The 18,206-nt window shown below is 33.3% G+C and carries 16 protein-coding genes; 8 read left to right on the plus strand and 8 right to left on the minus strand.

The annotated features are described in order from the left end of the window. Positions 1–10: 10 nt before the first annotated feature. The 8 genes from H6589_08955 to H6589_08990 form a co-directional block, all read right to left on the minus strand. Positions 11–895, minus strand: a complete 885-nt coding sequence (locus H6589_08955) for a hypothetical protein (GenBank protein MCB9174722.1) — start codon at positions 893–895, stop codon at positions 11–13. A 14-nt stretch (positions 896–909) separates the two neighbouring features. Beyond that, complete coding sequence (locus tag H6589_08960; protein ID MCB9174723.1) at positions 910–2,718, minus strand: UbiD family decarboxylase; 1,809 nt, start codon at positions 2,716–2,718, stop codon at positions 910–912. 95 nt (positions 2,719–2,813) lie between these two features. Next, positions 2,814–3,932, minus strand: a complete 1,119-nt coding sequence (gene dnaJ, locus H6589_08965) for a molecular chaperone DnaJ (protein ID MCB9174724.1) — start codon at positions 3,930–3,932, stop codon at positions 2,814–2,816. A gap of 181 nt (positions 3,933–4,113) precedes the next feature. After that, positions 4,114–4,653, minus strand: coding sequence for a nucleotide exchange factor GrpE (locus tag H6589_08970; protein ID MCB9174725.1), 540 nt, complete (start codon positions 4,651–4,653; stop codon positions 4,114–4,116). 148 nt (positions 4,654–4,801) lie between these two features. Then, positions 4,802–5,338, minus strand: a complete 537-nt coding sequence (locus H6589_08975) for a TlpA family protein disulfide reductase (GenBank protein MCB9174726.1) — start codon at positions 5,336–5,338, stop codon at positions 4,802–4,804. Between the two features lie 15 nt (positions 5,339–5,353). After that, complete coding sequence (gene murA / locus H6589_08980; GenBank protein MCB9174727.1) at positions 5,354–6,661, minus strand: UDP-N-acetylglucosamine 1-carboxyvinyltransferase; 1,308 nt, start codon at positions 6,659–6,661, stop codon at positions 5,354–5,356. Further along, positions 6,661–7,311: a DUF4290 domain-containing protein gene (locus tag H6589_08985; protein ID MCB9174728.1), complete on the minus strand. Its 651-nt coding sequence runs from the start codon at positions 7,309–7,311 to the stop codon at positions 6,661–6,663. Before H6589_08985 ends, murA begins: the two co-directional genes overlap by 1 nt. 48 nt (positions 7,312–7,359) lie before the next feature. Continuing rightward, the gene (locus H6589_08990; protein MCB9174729.1) at positions 7,360–9,669 is read right to left on the minus strand and encodes a UvrD-helicase domain-containing protein; all 2,310 of its coding nucleotides are present in this window, start codon (positions 9,667–9,669) and stop codon (positions 7,360–7,362) included. A 127-nt stretch (positions 9,670–9,796) separates the two neighbouring features. On the opposite strand from H6589_08990, the gene H6589_08995 reads away from it, so the two are divergent. The 8 genes from H6589_08995 to H6589_09030 all read left to right on the plus strand — a co-directional run bounded on the left by H6589_08995 (position 9,797) and on the right by H6589_09030 (position 18,203). Further along, positions 9,797–10,117 carry a hypothetical protein gene (locus H6589_08995; protein ID MCB9174730.1) on the plus strand — a complete coding sequence of 107 codons (321 nt, stop codon included), beginning with the start codon at positions 9,797–9,799 and terminating at the stop codon, positions 10,115–10,117. A gap of 16 nt (positions 10,118–10,133) precedes the next feature. Next, entirely contained in the window at positions 10,134–13,397 is a 3,264-nt protein-coding gene (locus tag H6589_09000; GenBank protein MCB9174731.1) for a gliding motility-associated C-terminal domain-containing protein, read from the plus strand. Between the two features lie 123 nt (positions 13,398–13,520). Beyond that, a complete protein-coding gene (locus H6589_09005) occupies positions 13,521–14,519 on the plus strand; it encodes a ketoacyl-ACP synthase III (GenBank protein MCB9174732.1) in 999 nt (332 codons plus the stop codon). A gap of 68 nt (positions 14,520–14,587) precedes the next feature. Then, positions 14,588–14,827, plus strand: coding sequence for an acyl carrier protein (locus H6589_09010; GenBank protein ID MCB9174733.1), 240 nt, complete (start codon positions 14,588–14,590; stop codon positions 14,825–14,827). A 65-nt stretch (positions 14,828–14,892) separates the two neighbouring features. Continuing rightward, entirely contained in the window at positions 14,893–15,885 is a 993-nt protein-coding gene (locus H6589_09015; GenBank protein ID MCB9174734.1) for a ketoacyl-ACP synthase III, read from the plus strand. Positions 15,886–15,890: 5 nt separating this feature from the next. Further along, the gene (locus H6589_09020) at positions 15,891–16,640 is read left to right on the plus strand and encodes an SDR family oxidoreductase (GenBank protein ID MCB9174735.1); all 750 of its coding nucleotides are present in this window, start codon (positions 15,891–15,893) and stop codon (positions 16,638–16,640) included. Further along, entirely contained in the window at positions 16,615–17,562 is a 948-nt protein-coding gene (locus H6589_09025) for a glycosyltransferase (GenBank protein MCB9174736.1), read from the plus strand. The genes H6589_09020 and H6589_09025 overlap by 26 nt, the downstream gene beginning before the upstream one ends. Next, entirely contained in the window at positions 17,559–18,203 is a 645-nt protein-coding gene (locus H6589_09030) for a GNAT family N-acetyltransferase (protein ID MCB9174737.1), read from the plus strand. The genes H6589_09025 and H6589_09030 overlap by 4 nt, the downstream gene beginning before the upstream one ends. The last annotated feature ends 3 nt before the right edge of the window (positions 18,204–18,206 follow it).

The raw sequence follows: 18,206 nt of genomic DNA on the forward strand, positions 1-18,206 counted from the left end.
TCTTGCTTTTTTATAAATCTGTTAAAAATTCGATTTGACTATCATTTTTTTCTGCCCAAACCAATTGACCATTTGATAGAATTTTATTCGCCTGATCTGTTAGAATTAAATCATAATGATGTTCATCATGTCTCTGAATAATTTTATACTTGTATGCTTTCCATGGTGTTAACTTAACAAAATTAGGCTTTAAAACTAAATTAACTCCTAGTATTCTTTTTGATTCAACGCTAGGGTAAATTAATCCAATCGCACTTGGTACACTTATTTTTTTTATAGATTTATTAATAGGTTGTTTATTTAAAAATATTTGTGTTATTGCATTTGTTAAATTATAAATTGGAAAGTTTATTGTGTTATCTGATTTGGTCTTAAAAATATTTGATAATATATTATCTAATAAAATAGATTCTTCAGAATTATTTTTAAAATGATTACTAAATATTCTTTTATAATCTTCAGAAATATTAAGAATGTCATTAACACCTACAATACCTAATGGTCCAATTTCACCATTAGTTTTGTATTCCAGAATTGTAATAGATTCCCCAGTTTTTGGCTTCAATTCAAAAATAGTTGTCATTGGCACCGAAGAACAATAAAGTAAGCTTTGACCAGCAAGGTTGCAACGTCCTTGATTTTTGGCTTTCTTAGGAGGAATAGCCCATAAATCTTTTGTGTTATTGAAAAAATTTATGTGATTGCTCTCTTTATCTAGATTTATTCTTGAACGGTAAACAAATTCAGGATTGAAACCGTAAGTTTTAGTGTTGAAAATATTAGAAAGTTCTTTAGAAAAAATTTCTTTCCAATTTTTGACAGATAGATTTTTTAAGTTATCGTCAATTAAATGATTTTTTAGGTTATTGAGTATATAATCTTTTGTTTTTATCATTACTCAAATAGAGATTATATAACACCATAAAGCGAACCACCTTTTTCGCCAAATTTATCTACTCGCTTTTCTATTTCGGGGTTTTTTATAAGTGGCGGAGCGTGGTGTGGTTTTATTCGAGCATCAATAATTAGTGGGCCCTTACAACCCCAATGTTTGTGTTGGGTAAAAGCATTTATGCCATAAATATCGCTAGCAGGGTTGCTTCGTGTAAAGGTTGCCCATAAAAAGTTGTTCAGGGTTTCGCTAATAAAATTGGCATGTTCGGTAAGTACAATCAATTGTAAACCGTCTAAATTTTGAGTGTTGAGTTTAGCGTTCAAGGCTTCAATTTCTTGCGCTGCATTTTCGTAGGTGGTAAATGGTTCAAAATTTAACCCTACAACTCCGGGCATTACTAATTTTCCATTTTCAATGGGGCAAGTTGTTATTAAATCTCTTTTTTTATCTCCTACAGCTGCAATTACTACTTTAGAACCTTGGTTGATACCTGTTCCGCTATAATCGAGGGTGTCAATGGTCGTTTTAGTTTGAAAATGCAAATCGCGTTGCCAATCCACTCGTTCTAACAAGTGCGTAAAAAATTCCTGAATATTGTGTGTGTTTAAATTTGGAGCGTCTGGTTTGTTGGCTATTAATACATATTTGGCTAAACTCAATTGCCCAAAACCCAATATGTGGTTGGCAATGGTTAACAATTCTTGTGGTTGTTTAAGCGTTTGGTAAGGTGTGTAGCGTTCGCTACCAATTGCCAACAACAATGGATGTACGCCAGCAGCATCAACCGCATTTACTTCGTGCAACCCTGGTATTTCTTGCGGTATGGCACTTCCGCTAATCTCGTGTATCAATGCACCAAATTGCGTATCTTCTTGTGGCGGTCGCCCTACCACAGTAAAAGGCCAAATAGCGTCTTTTCTGTGATAAACTTTGTGCACTTTTAATACGGGAAACTCGTGTGTTAAACTGTAATAACCCAAGTGGTCGCCAAACGGCCCTTCGGGTTTTGTTTGGTTGGGATAAATTTCTCCAGTTATCACAAAATCAGCATCAGCAGAAAGTACATAACCCTCTTTTTCGATGTAACGAAATCTTCGCCCAGCTAACGCTCCAGCAAAAGTAAGTTCCGATAAACCTTCGGGTAATGGCATTACTGCTGCTAATGTATGAGCTGGTGCTCCGCCAATAAAAATACTCACTTTAAGTGGTTTGCCTAATTCGTTGGCTTTGTTTTGATGCACTCCAATTCCTCTGTGAATTTGATAATGCAAACCAATTTCTTTGTTGGTTTCGTAATCGTTTCCGTTTAATTGTACACGGTACATTCCCAGGTTAGAACTGAAAATGGATGTATTGGTAGGGTCTAACGAAAAAACTTGTGGCAAGGTAATAAATGCTCCACCATCTTTCTCCCAACATTTAATTAAGGGCAGTTTGTCAATGGTAGTTTCCTTAAATAAAATAGGTCCTGAACTGACTTTTTTTGGAATGGATTTTAACGCCAATAATCCCGTTGATAAATTTTTAATTGGTGATTTGATGGCTTTAACGGGGTCGTTTTTTAATTCAACGAGTTGTTGAACTTTATCGAAAGTATTTCTAAAAATAAATTTACTTCGTTCTAGCGTGCCAAACAAGTTGGAAACGGCTTGAAATTCGCAACCCTTAATGTTTTCAAATAAAATGGCTGGACCATTGTTTTCAAATACACGCAACTGAATGGCAGCCATTTCCAAATTGGGGTCAACTTCTTCTTTGATTCTAATCAGATGACCATTTTTTTCAAGGTCTTCAACACAATCTTTGGTGCTTTTGTAAATCATGTGTTAAAGATAGTAATTCTATTTAAGGTGAATAGTTTATAAGGTTAGAAGTTTAATATAAACCACTCAACTTTTAAACATATCACCTCATAAACTTAGTTAAAATAATCCTTCATTCTATCGAAAAACCCTTTGTCTTTTATTGTTGGATTTGGTCGGAAGTTGTCTGATGATTTTAGTTTTTCTAAAAGCTCTTTTTCTTCTTTCGAAAGTTTTTGAGGTGTCCAAACATTACAATAAATTAAAAAATCTCCAGTGCCATAACCATGTATATTTGGTACACCTTTGCCTTTTAATCGTAACACTTTTCCGCTTTGTGTGCCTGGTTCTATAGTTATTTTAACCTTTCCAGTAACAGTTGGTATTTCAGCAGATGTTCCTAAAGCTGCATCACAAAAATTTAAATAGAAATCATACAGCAAGTTGGTGCCATCTCTTTTAATGGATTCGTGAGGAGTTTCTTCTACTAAAACAATTAAATCGCCCGGAATACCATCTTTAGGTCCAGCATTTCCTTTTCCAGTTACAGAAAGTTGCATGCCATCTTCAACCCCTGCAGGAATATCTATGGTTATCAATTCTTCTTTACGGATTAAGCCATCGTGATCAGCATTTGCAGGTTTTTTGTCAATCATTTTACCATCGCCACCACAAGAAGGGCAAGGCGAAGATGTTTGCATTTGACCTAAAATGGTATTAGCAATTCGAGTAACTTGCCCAGCACCGTTACAAGAACCACAGGTTTTTAAGGTAACACCTTCGGCGTTAACCAATTTGTTCACCTTAATTTTTTTCTGTACACCATTAACAATATCTTCTAAGCTTAATTTTACTTTAATACGAAGGTTGGTTCCTTTTCTAACACGTCGTCCACCTCTTGAACCTCCACCAAATCCACCTCCGCCAAAAGCACCACCAAAAATATCTCCGAATTGAGAAAAAATATCGTCCATATTCATTCCACCACCACCGAAACCACCTTGTCCGCCGCCCATACCTGCATGTCCAAATTGATCGTAACGTTGTTTTTTCTCGGGGTTACTTAAAACCTCATAGGCTTCAGCAGCTTCTTTAAATTTTTCTTCTGCAGTTTTGTCGTCTGGGTTTTTATCAGGGTGGTATTTAATTGCCATTTGGCGGTAAGCTTTTTTTATTTCAGCTTCCGATGCGCCTTTTGAAACACCTAATATTTCGTAATAATCTCTTTTGCTCATTGTTTCTAGTTTAGCCCACCCTAACCCTCCCGAAGGGAGGGAGTTCTACAAACAATCTTTTGTTTAATGGAATAAAGTGGGTTAATATATTGTTCTAAATATCTATTTTTTTCTAATCTTATGTTTTTTATTGATATACCTATATGAAAGTAGCCCCTCCTTCGGAGGGGTTGGGGAGGCATTACTGCCCTACAACCACTTTGGTGTAACGAATAACTTTTCCATTTAAGGTATATCCTTTTTCTACTTCATCAATTATTTTCCCTTTTTGCTCTTCGGAAGGGGCAGGGATTTGGGTAATAGCTTCATGCTTTTCAATGTCTAATTTTTCACCAACAGCAGAAGGAATTTCTTCCAATCCTTTTTGTTTGATGATTTTCAAAAATTTATCATGAATTAATGCAAAACCCTCCTTAACTGCTTTAATATCTTCAATGGTTAGATTTGCTTTTTGGGCTCGTTCAAAATCATCAATAATTGGCAACAGCGCTTTTAATACATCTTCACCTGCAGTTTTATAAAGCTCTATTTTTTCTTTTTGAGTTCTTTTTCTAAAGTTTTCAAATTCAGAGTATAAGCGTAAATAACGTTCGCTTTCTTCTTGAGTTTTTTGCTCTTCTGTTAACTCTTCTGGTTGCTCTGTTTGTTGTTCTTGGTTTTCTTCAACTAACTCTTCGTGAGTATTGTTTTCAGGTTCTTCAACTTTATCTTTCTTACTCATAACTTTAATTTTTTGTTGAGGTTGGCAAAAATACAACCATTGTTTTTATAAAAGTCATATTGTCAGAAAAATATTGAACTTGAATTGGTTGTAAGAAAAAAAGGCAGAAAAGATATCTTTTCTGCCTTTTTTTAGTGTTAGAAAACACTTATTTTTTTAAATATTTTGCTAAAGCAGCATCAAGAGCATCTCCTCTTAAATTTTTAGCAATAATATTTCCTTTTCCGTCAATTAAAAAATTAGTTGGAATAGAGTTAACACCATATTTAGCGGCTCCTTCAGCTTGCCATCCTTTTAAATCACTCACATGGTAAGCCCATATTAAGTTGTCTTGAGCAATTGCAGCTTTCCATCTAGCCATATCTTGGTCTAAAGAGTAGCTATAAATGGTAAATCCTTTACCAACGGTAAATGTTTTGTCTTTGTATTTAGTATAAGCCGCAACCACAGCTGGATTTTCTCTTCTACATGGCCCACACCAAGATGCCCAAAAATCGATTAAAACCAATTTTCCTTTTAATGATGATAAAGCGATAATTTTTCCATCTGGACTTTTATAGGCTAATTCTGTAGCTTTAACTCCAACAGCTGGACCACCATTTTGTTTTTTATAAATAAAACCAGCAGTTATCAATACAATAGCTGATAATATAAAGGTTGTTTTAAATTTTTTCAATGTTTTCATTTTCTTTAGTATTAATTAATCTATACGTTGAATATCTGCTCCAATTGTATTTAATCGTTTGTCAATGTATTGATATCCTCTGTCAATTTGTTCAATGTTTGATATTGTACTTGTACCATCAGCAGACAATGCAGCAATCAATAAGGCAACTCCAGCTCTAATATCTGGAGAAGACATAACGGTTGATTTTAAGTTATATTTTCTATTCAAGCCAATAACTGTAGCACGATGTGGGTCGCATAAAATAATTTGAGCTCCCATATCTTTTAATCTATCAATAAAAAACAAACGGCTGTCAAACATTTTTTGATGCACTAAAACTGTGCCATTGGCTTGAATGGCAGTAACTAAAATAATGCTCAATAAATCGGGTGTAAAGCCTGGCCATGGAGCATCGTAAATAGTAGGGATAGAGCCATCAATCATACGTTGAATTTCGTAGTGTTTTTGTGATGGAATGTGAATGTCATCACCTTTAATCTCTAAATCAATTCCTAAACGCATAAATGTTTCAGGAATACGAGCTAGCATATCAACTCTACAATTTTTTATTACAATGTTCGATTGTGTCATTGCTGCTAAGCCGATAAATGAACCCACCTCAATAAAATCGGGTAATAGAGTATGTACACAACCACCAAGTTCTGTAACGCCTTCTATCCGTAATAAGTTTGAACCAACGCCTGTAATTTTTGCACCCATACTAATAAGCATGTTGCACAATTGTTGAAGATATGGTTCGCAAGCCGCATTATAAATGGTGGTTTTACCTTTCGCCATTACTGCTGTCATTAAAATGTTGGCAGTACCGGTTACAGAAGGCTCATCAAGTAAAATGTATTTACCAGCTAAATTATCGGCTTTTAAGGTGTAGAAACCTGCATTAGCATCGTATGAGTATGTTGCTCCTAATTTTTCAAAACCTAGAAAGTGAGTATCTAAAGGACGAGCGCCAATTTTATCGCCGCCAGGTTTTGGCATATAGGCTTTTTTAAATCGAGCTAAAAGCGGACCCATAATCATAATTGAGCCACGAAGTGAAGCCGCACGTTTTTTAAATTGATCGCTTTGTAAGTATTCTAAATTAATGTTGTTAGAGGTGAAATGGACAGTTCCTTTTCCCATTCGTTCAACTTTAACACCCAACTCTTCTAATAAATCTATTAAAAAATTTACATCTCGAATATCAGGTAAGTTGTGTAAAGTAACTTTTTCGGCAGATAATAAAACTGCACAAACTACTTGTAACGCTTCATTTTTTGCTCCTTGAGGAGTTAATTCGCCGTTTAATTTATTTCCACCTTTTATTTTAAATACACCCATTAGAATCTGCGTTTTTTCTGGTAATTTTTGTTTTTGTGGTTTTTATTTTTGTGGTTGTTGGTCGTCTTTTTCTTAACGTTTAGTGCTAGTATATCGTTTGTTTGTTCTAATTTGAAATCACTATCCACTTGAAGTTGCCCCTTTGATAAAAGTTTTAAGTCAGAAAAAATCAAATCATCATCAACCGATTCTCTATTCCAAGTTAAATATGACTTTTTCATTAAATTGGCAATTGCACGTATTAATTCTGTTTTTTCTTCACCGTCTTTCATTTTTATAGCTTCTGCTATAAAGTTTTCAACGCTCTTTCCGTAATGTTTAAACTTAATTTTGTTTTGCGGATAAGCTAAAGGTTCTGGCTTTTTAAAAATGGTTTCTTTATCAGGAATAGGGTAAGGTGAATCTACATCCAATTTAAAATCAGAAATGATAAATAAATGATCCCAAAGTTTATGTTTAAAATCAACGATATCGCGCAAATGAGGGTTTAATTGTCCCATAACATTTATAATGGATTGAGCTACTTTGTTACGTTCTTCACGTGGTTCAACCGTTATAGCATGCTCAACCATTTTTTGAATGTTTCTACCATATTCAGGTATAATCATTTGTGGTCGACGAGTGTTGTAATCTTTTTCTATTGTATTCATTGAGTTGTTATTCGGTAGTATATTTTACTGTTTGTTCTTCAAAAGTAATTAATTATTTATGATGTTGAGTTTGGCAAACTTTAATAAAAGTTGTTTTTTGCCAGAGTTGTTAAAATTAATGGTGGCTTTGCCATTTTCAATAAGCTCAATTTCACCAATCCCAAATTTTTCGTGTTCAACTTTCATTCCTGTTGATAAATTCAATGAATCAGCACTTTGAGAGACTGCTGTAGAATTTAAATCAACTTTTTTCAAATTTTTAGGTGGCGAAAAAGTTGGTTGTTGTATGGTTGTTGCTGGTTTTTGATAGTTAGTGTTTGTTTGCCTTTTTTCATAAAAAGCGTTGTGATGGTTTTCTTTTTGAGGCTGTAACGATTGGGATTTGTTGCTATACATTAACTCTAAATGCGATTCGTCAATTTCTTCAATAAAACGACTAGGCTCACAAAAAATTAAGTTCCCCCACTTGTACCTACTAGCTGCAAACGATAAAACTACTTCTTTTTCTGCTCTAGTAATTGCTACATAAAACAATCGGCGTTCTTCTTCCAAGTCAACTCTGCTGGTAAGCGACATTTGTGAAGGAAACAAATTCTCTTCTAAACCAACTATGTAAACATAAGGAAATTCCAATCCTTTAGCAGAGTGGATGGTCATTAGGGTAACTTTGTCCCTGTCTTCGTCTTTTTCGTTGTCGGATGTTGTTAGCAAAGCTACATCTTGTAAAAACTCAGGTAACCCACGAGGAGTAACATCTTCTTCAAGTTCGTTGTCGGTTTCAGTAAATTCTTTTAAGCCATTCAATAATTCTTGAATGTTTTCGTAGCGGCTAATTCCTTCTGGGGTTCTGTCAGAATACAAGTCTTTTAATAAACCAGAGGTTGCAGCAATTTCATTTCCTAAATCAAATGCATTTTTTGAGTTTAACTGTGCTGCGAAGCTATTTATCATAGCAACAAACTCGCTAATTTTGTTTTGAGCACCATTATTTAAGCCGGTATTGAATTGATTTAGGTTGTTAATCACATTCCAAATGTCAGTATTGCTGTTGTTGGCTGTAATGGTTAATTTGTCAATGGTTGTGTTTCCTATGCCTCGAGCAGGGTAATTAATAATTCGTTTCAGTGCTTCTTCATCTTTAGGATTAATAACCATTCTAAAGTAAGACAACAAATCTTTAATTTCTTTACGTTGGTAGAAAGAAAGGCCTCCATAAATTTTGTAAGGAATGTTTTTTCTTCTTAGTGCTTCTTCCATAGCTCTCGATTGAGCATTGGTTCTGTATAAGATAGCAAAATCGGAGTTTTTGGCTTGTTTAGAAAGTTGGGTGTCGTAAATTAAATTAGCGATAGATTTTCCTTCTTCATTGTCTGATCCAGCTTTGTAAACTTTTATTTTCTCACCAACTTCGTTGTCGGTATAAACATTTTTTTTTATCTGTTCTTTATTGTTTTCAATAATGCTGTTTGCAGCATTTACAATGTTCTTGGTTGAGCGATAATTTTGTTCCAATTTGTAGGTTCTAACCTCTGGATAATCGTTTTTAAAGTTTAAAATATTTTGAATATTGGCTCCTCTAAATGCGTAAATACTCTGGGCGTCATCACCAACAACACAAACATTTTGAAAAACTGCACCAAGTTTTTTTACAATTAAATATTGCGAGAAGTTGGTGTCTTGGTACTCGTCAACCAAAATATACTTAAAACGGTGTTGGTATTTGTACAATACATCAGGAAAATCGCGAAGTAGGACATTCGTTTTGTAAAGCAAATCATCAAAATCCATTGCTCCAGATTTAAAACAACGGTCGCTATATATTTGATAAACTAATCCAATTTTTGGTTTTGCCGATTGAATATCTTCCGATTGAATAGTCGTATTTGCAGCGTAAGCTTGTGGTGAAATTAAATTATTTTTAGCTGCAGAAATTCTATTCAACACCAAGCTTGGTTTATATACTTTTTCGTCTAATCCTTGTTCTTTTAATATGGTTTTTATTAGATTTTTAGCATCTTGAGTATCATAGATGGTAAAGTTAGATGGGTAGCCAATTTTTTCTGATTCTGTTCGTAAAATTCTAGCAAAAACAGAGTGAAAAGTTCCCATCCAGATGTTTCTAGCTTCCGAGCCGCCTACAATTTTTCCAATTCTATCTTTCATTTCTTGGGCAGCCTTGTTGGTAAAAGTAAGGGCCAAAATATTAAAAGGGTCAACACCTTTGTTGATTAAATGAGTTATTCGATATGTTAGAACACGTGTTTTTCCTGATCCCGCACCTGCAATTACCATCACAGGGCCTTCAGTATTCTCCACAGCATCTCGTTGTGATTGGTTGAGTTGATTTAAATAATCCATAGAATTCAAAATTACAATAAACATTAATTTTTTATTCAAAAAACAATGAGTTTATATGCAACCAATTTTTTATTATGGTAGTCTTTATTTAAATTTGTAACAGTTTAATTAATTTAAGTTAAAAAGCATGGTAAGAGGATTGTTTATTATTATTTCGATTTTTGCTTTCAGTTTTTCTGCAAAAGCTCAAACCTTTAGTAGTGTTGTAAAAGTCGAAGATAATAGGTTTAAAGTTGAAGTTATTTTTGAAGAAATAGTAGATGTTAATGTTGCCAATAGCATAATAAAAGAACTTAAAACATTGCCTAATGTTTTGGATGTTGAGTTGTTTTATCCATCTACAAACAATGGATTTGTTTTTGTTGACAAATCTATTAATGCTGAATTAATTGTTGCTAAATTGCAAGAGATTGGAGTTCAGCTAAATAGTAAGTCGTTTAAAAATTAAATTATTGATGAAAAAGATGAAATACAAACTAATAATTTTAAACACTTTTTTTATTATCTTTTCGGTAGGGCTTTTTGCTCAAGGAGGAGCAAACTGTTCATTAGCTTCGGCAAGCCCAGTAAACCTTCCTTTTTCTGCTTCAAATCAAACAACTTGTGGGAATGGTAATGTTTATAATTCTGGAAACTCAACAGTTTGTGGAAATGGAGTTTATTTAGATGGAGAAGATTATTTGTATGTTTTTACTCCTAATACCTCAGGATTGATAAATATCAATATTACATCGACTTCATCATGGGTAGGTTTGTTTTTATACCAAGGTTGTCCATCAACTGGTTTATGTGTGTCTAGTTCAACATCATCATCAGGTAACCAATCACTTTCAAATATAAGTGTTACAGCGGGAGTTACGTATTACATCGTTATAGATAATTGGTCAGTCCCAACATGTATTGCAAGTTTTGGAATCAATATCTCTGCACCTACGGTTGCACCAACTCCTACTGTTCAAGATTGTCTAGGAGCAATTGCTGTTTGTCAAAATGTATATTCAGAGGCAAATGCTTATTCAGGAACAGGTAATATTCCTAATGAAATAAATTCAGGTCCTTCTTGTTTAGGATCAGGCGAAAAAAATGATGTATGGTATACTTTTACAACCCAAACCGCTGGAAATGTATGTTTTACAATTGACCCGAATGTTAATTCAGATGATTATGATTGGGCAGTATATAATTTAACGAGTAATTCTTGCTCTGATATTTACAATAACGCTGCTTTAGAAGTTAGTTGTAATTACTCTGGCACATCCGGCAATACAGGTCCAAATGGAAATTCAGGAAGTCAAAATGAACCTTGTATACCAGTTCAGGTGGGTCAAACTTATGTAGTTAATGTAAGTCAATTTTCTACATCAACAAATGGTTATACAATTGATTTTGGCGCTTCAACAGCATCTATTTTTGATAATGTACCTCCTAGTTTACAGGCAATAAGTTCCACAATTAAATGTGGGATGACTTCCTTGTCATTTAATTTTTCTGAGAATGTGTCTTGTAGTGGCATTTTAGAGTCTGATTTTGAGTTAAATGGTCCTGGCGGACCATATACTATTTCTTCAATAATTGGGTCGAGTTGTAATAGTGGAGCAAGTCAAGATAGATATTTTACTGTATCGGTTACTCCTGCGATTACAGATCCAGGTACCTATTCTTTTTGTGTAGCAAATACATCATCATCAATCTCTGACTTATGTGGAAATTTGGCTTTACCAGGATGTATTAATTTTGATATCGTTTATCCAACAGCAGAAGCTGGTGTTCCAGATACGTTAACATGTACAAATCCCCAAGTTGTGTTGAATGGTGCAGGGTCTTCTTCTGGAAATTATAATTGGGGAACCATTGGAGGGAATGTTCTTTCTGGTCAGAATACTCTTACACCAACTGTAAATCAAACCGGAACATATATTATTGAAGTAAATTCAAACGATTGTATTAGTAGAGATACTGTTCAAATTTATCAAGATACTACTTTGCCAGTTGTTGTTGCTGGTATGGATACTTCCTTAACGTGTGTTAATGATACTATTCAACTATCAGGTTTTGTAAGTGGAAATAATATTGTTTACTATTGGACGGGAGCATCGATCGCTTCTGGAGATTCAACACTAAATCCATTTGTTGTTGGACCAGGAGTTTATACCTTAACAGCTGTGGATACATTAAATAATTGTCAATTATCAAGCTCATTAGAAGTATTTGAAAATAGAGACTTGCCTTATACTTATGCAGGTCCAGATTTGTCGATAAATTGTAATGTAGATACTGTGATTTTAAATGGCTCATCATCGATTGCTGGTTCTGAGTATACTTATCAATGGACTGATTTATCAGGAAATGTTGTTTCAGACTCCATTTATGGATCAACATTTATTCCAGGCACATTTGTATTAACCGTTTCAAATACAATTAATAGTTGTCAATCTCAAGATACGATGGTTGTAGTTATTGATACAATTCCACCGATTGCAAACGCTGGAGCAGATACTTCATTAAATTGTGCCACTTTAAGTACTGGTGTACCCGTTAATGGAGTTGGATCACAATCTGGAGTAGGAATTTCTTATTTGTGGTCAACATCAAATGGAAATATTGTTATAGGAGGGACAAGTAATTATGCTCTTGTAAATCAGCCAGGAACTTATACTATTACAGTAACTAATAACAATAGTGGCTGTCAAAATTCTGATGATGTTGTTGTTGTGATAGATACTGTTAGACCAGTAGCAAATGCTGGGCCAGATGTTTTTATTAATTGTAATAACACTAGTGCTAATTTAGATGGGACGGCTTCTTCAATAGGAGGAAATATTCTTTACCAATGGTCGGGTCCTTTTTTATCGAGTGGAGCTACTACTAATTCAGCAATTGCAAATGGAGCAGGAACTTATACATTAACTGTAACAAACAGTTCAAATCAATGTGTAAAAACAGATATAGTAGTCGTTACTTCAGATTTAGTTCCTCCAGGTGCTAATGCGGGGACAAATACCTCTTTTTGCTCTAACCAAGTATTGAATTTAAATGGTTCTTCTACTAATGGTGATGAATATTTGTGGACAACAAATGATGGTAATATCCTATCAGGAAGCACAACATTAGCTCCAATTATTAATCAAGGAGGTACTTACACTTTAACAGTAACAGATACATCCAATGGTTGTCAATCCGTTTCAAATGTGATGATTGGTGAAATTTTTGTTTCAGCAATAATTGGGGCAAATCCAATCACGGGTCAAATGCCTTTAGATGTTGATTTTATAAATCTTGGTGTAGCTGATAGCTCTTATTGGAACTTTGGGAATGGTCAAACATTAGGAGATTCTAACAATATTAGTTCTTCGTCGATTACTTATTCAGAACAAGGAGATTATGTAGTTACCTTGATATCTTTCAATGGTCAATGTTCGGATACAAATAGAATCTTAATTGAAGTAATAGGAACATCAATGTTAGTAGTCCCAAATGTTTTTACACCTAATGGAGATGGCAAGAATGATGTTTTTGAGTTTATGTATAGAAATATAACTGATTTTGATTGTGTTATATTTAATAGATGGGGTAAACAAGTAGTTGAAATTACTTCCCCAGATAAATCATGGAATGGTAAAGTTGATGGTGCTGAAGCATCAGATGGAACCTATTTCTATATCATTAAGGCAAAAGGAATGGATGATGTTGATTATAATCTGAAGGGAACAGTATCATTAATTAGGTAAGAATGTTAAATTTGAACAGAAAAAGGGCAATTTTGTCCTTTTTCTGTTCAAATTTAAATTGACTGTTTTTTTTAAGAAAAAAACACCTACTTTTAGGAGAATCAAATAGTAAAGAATTCTTTAATGGGTTGCGAAATAAAAGCCATAACTTGTAAATTATCGACAAACAAAGTTACTAATGAAATATTAGCTGGAAAATATGATATTCAGCCTTCTATAATTTACAAAAAAACTGGAATTCTTTTTCGATATAATACAACAGAAGATGTTATTGGTTCTGATTTAGCATGTCGTGCTGCTGAAGACCTTTTTACTACTTATAACCTAGATAGAAATAAGATTGGTTTTTTACTTTTTTGTACTGAGGGTCTTGATTATATAGCGCCTATGACTGCATGTTTAATTCAGGATCGGCTTGGATTGAAAAATAACATTGGGGCATTGGATTTGCCATCTGGTTGTGCTGGGTTTACTAATTCTTTAGGAATGGCTAAAGCTATAATAGAAAGTGGACAATCAGATAATGTACTATTACTTTTTGGAGATACTCCTGGGCTTGTAACGAATCCAAATGACTTTAATTTAAGAGCATTATTTAGTGATGCAGGAGCTGCTGTTTTGATTGAGAAGTCAAACAAAAATCAGATCGGTAATGTGGTTTATGGTGTAGACGGTAGAGGGTCAAAGCATTTGTTTATTGATCAAAGTTGTTTAAGGAATCCTATTAATGAAGAATGGTTGAAAACAAATAGAGATGTAGGAGGGATGCCTAGAGGACAGATGAGGATGAATGGCTTGGAGGTATTCTCATTTTCAATAAGAGAAGTTCCGTTGTTAGTTAAACAGATCCTTGAGAAAAATCAATTAGAGATGGGGGATATTGATTTGTTTGTTTTTCATCAAGCAAGTACTATTATATTAAAATCAATACAGCGTAAATTAAGAATAAGTGATGAAAAAATGGCTTATTATATAGAAGATTTTGGAAATACAGTTTCAGTTTCTATACCTTTGGCATTAAGTGAAGCAGAGAAAGAAAAGAGAATTAGCAGAGGTAGTAAGGTATTAGTTGCAGGTTATGGAATTGGGTTTTCTTGGAGTGGAACAGTGTTATATTATTAAGTTAAAGTTTGTAACTTTAACAATTATCAGAGGGTTAGATTTATTTTTAGTGTTAAAAGAATGTTTTTATGATAGATGTAAATGAATTCACAAGACTTTTAGAAGAAGAATTTGATGATATTGAAATAAAATCTCTTACTCCAAAAACAAGTTATAGGAGTATTCCCAATTTTAGTTCAATGTATGCATTGATTATCATTGCTTTTATTGATAATGAGTTTGATGTTTTATTGACGGGCGAAGATTTAAGAAATGCAGAAACCATAGAAGATCTTTATAAGTTAGTAGCAAGCAAGAAATCAAACTAATGGCTCTTTTTAAAATAGATAACATTAGAATTGAAGGTATTTCTGCATGTGTACCGAAAAATATTATGAAGACTTCTGAATATACTTATATTTCAGAAATTGAGAGAAAAGTATTTGCTGAAGGAACTGGGATATTAGAAAGAAGGGTTGCTTCGAAACAAGTTTGTACTTCTGACATGTGTTTCTCTGCTGCCAAACAACTATTTATTGATACAAATACTACTGAGAGTGAAATTGATGTGTTAGTTTTTGTTTCACAATCGCCTGATTATTTTTTACCAGCCACTTCAATCATAATGCAAGAACGACTTGGTCTGTCTAAGAAAACAATTGCTTTTGATATCAACCTAGGATGTTCAGGATATGTATATGGCTTAGCTGTAATATCAAATTTAATTAGTTTAACAGGATTTAATAAGGGTCTGTTGTTGTGTGGTGATAAATCAACTTTTTCTCCCAATCCAAGAGATAAAAGTACTTTTCCATTATTTGGTGATGCAGCAACTGCAACTATTATCTCAAGAGATTTAACTTCGAAACCAATATTTTTTAATCTACAATCGGATGGAGGGGGCTGGGAATCTATAATTATTAGAGGAGGAGGTACTCGGTTGCCATATAGTGAAGAGACAAGTAAAATTAAAGTTATTGAAAATGGTATAGAGAGGGCTGATTGTAATTTGGAATTAAATGGGATGGAGGTTTTTAACTTCTCACTTAGAGAAGTTAAACCAAATATACTTAGCTTACTTGAATTTGCGCATATAGAAATGGATTGTATTGACTACTTAGTGATGCATCAAGCAAATAAGTTGATGAATGAATCTGTTAGAAAAAAATTAAAGTTTCCTAAAGAGAAAACACCTTATTCTATTCAAAAGTTTGGTAATACAAGTTCAGCATCAATCCCATTAACAATTGTTTCAGAACTTAAAGATGTGTTAATTAAAAATGAGAAAAGAGTACTTTTGTCAGGTTTTGGTGTAGGATATTCTTGGGGTTCAGTCTTAGTAGATTTTAATAATATTATCATTTCAGAATTAGTAGAAATTGAATAAACAAAATGGTAACTCCTTTTCATTTAACAGACAAATTGATATTAGTAACTGGATCAACATCAGGGATTGGCTCTCAGGTTGTGAAAAGTATTATCTTAATGGGAGGTAGAGTTGTTGTTTCTGGAAGAAATCAGGGTAAACTTGATGAGTTACAAGCTGAATATGGAGAGTCTATCTTACAATGTATAAAGTGCGACCTTACTGATGAAAAAGAAATTGAAAATTTGGCATTTAGTATTGAAAATATTGATGGAGTAGTTCATTGTGCTGGAGTCGTAAATCCATATCCAGTTAAATACTTATCGTTTGAAAAAATGGATGAGACCATGAAGTTGAATTTTTATTCTCCTGTTTCATTAATAGCTTTTTTGGACAGAAAGAAAAAGCTAAAAAGAAACGCTTCATTAGTTTTTGTTTCGTCTATCTCTGCTCAATATCCTCATAAAGGTGGAGCTGCATATAGTTCTTCAAAGGCAGCTCTCGAATCTTTTTCAAAGGTGATAGCAATGGAATACAGCCATAAAGGAATTCGTTCTAATGTTGTTGCTCCAGCCATGGTAAAAACGCCTCTTTATGAGAAGGCTTCCGAAGATGCAAGCCATGAATCAATGCAGGCTCATATTGACAAATACCCATTAGGTATTGGAATGCCCGATGATGTAGCAAATGCAGTTATTTACTTGCTTTCTGATGCTTCAAGGTGGGTAACAGGAACAAATATAGTATTAGATGGAGGATGTTTACTTGGATACTAAAGATGTAACTATTTCTGTAGTCGTTCCCGTTTTTAATGGCGAACAAACAATTTCAGATTTATTCTTTGAAATAAAAAGTGTATTTAAATCTAATAGTTTAGGGCTTCAATTAATTTTTATTGATGATTTTAGTTCAGATAATAGTTGGAAAATTATAAAAGAATTAAAAAGTACTTATCCAAATGAAGTATTAGCTATTAGATTGTCTAGAAATTTTGGTCAGCATAATGCTACATTGTGTGGGTTCAAATACGCATTGGGTCAATGGGTAGTTACAATTGATGATGATTTAGAGTATAATCCGCATGATATTCTTAAGTTACTTGCAGCTCAGAAACATACAGGCTCAGATTTGATTTACGGAGTAGATTCTGGAAAAAATATTTCAGTTCTAAAAAATATATTTAGAAATATATACAAAAAAATTGCTAGACTCCTTGAGGGTGAAGAAAAAATGACTGGATCAAGTTTCCGTCTAATTAAGGGGACTCTTGCAAATGAAATAGCTAAAAATGCTAGAGATTTTTCCTTTATAGATGAATTTATACATTGGCACACTTCAAATATTTCATCAATAAATGTTGTGTGTAATCGCAAGGTGCTAAGAAAATCAAGATATTCATTGTTAAACCTTTCTTTATTAACTAAAGAGTTAGTTTTATTTAATTCTCTTACCCCTCTTAGATTAATAACGTTGACAGGAGCGTTAATGTCTGTGTCAAATTTTATTTGGGGTTTGGTGATTTTGTATAGAAAATTTGTACTTTCTATATCAGTAGAAGGTTATGCCTCTATAATAATTGCTATTCTATTTTCTTCAGGCATAATAATTTTAAGTATTGGTGTTATGGCTGAGTACATAAGTAAAATAATAAAATTAAATTATAACAAACCACCTTATCGTGAAGCTGAAATTTTATGATTATTGAGCAATATGGCGTAAAACTTAAAAGGATTACTCATGACGATATTGAGCTTATTAGATTTTGGAGAAATCATCCAGATATAAGAAGAAATATGGCTTATAAAAAGCATATCACAAAAAAAATGCAACTAGAATGGTTTGAATCGATTAATAATAAAAACAACTATTATTTTTTGATTGAATACAAAGGGAAAGATGTAGGTGTTATTAATTCGAAGAATGTAAACATGAATGACATGTATGGAGAAGGAGGTATTTTTATTTGGGATACAAACTTGGATTTTGAATTTACAGCCGTACTAGCAAGCCTGTGTTTTCTCAATGCTGTGTTTTTTGTTTTAAAAATTTTTAATAAGTCGTTTGTTCAAATTCTTCCAACTAATCAAAAAGCAATTCAATTTAATAAAAATTTAGGCTATGTTGTAGTGCCAGGGCAAGAGAAATCTAAAAATCCTTATTATGTGTTAACAAGGGAAGATTATATAAGTAAAACCGAAAAGCTCAGAAGTATAGCTTCTAAACTTTCTAATGATTACTCCTCTCCAAGAGCTTTTGGTAACGTTTCAGATAAGAATTTGGATGAAATCAATAAGGTGTTATTAGAATTAAGAAGTTCTAGTTTAGATGGAAATTTATAATGA

The organism is Flavobacteriales bacterium (genome assembly GCA_020635795.1).
Classification (GTDB): Bacteria; Bacteroidota; Bacteroidia; order Flavobacteriales_E; family Vicingaceae; genus Vicingus.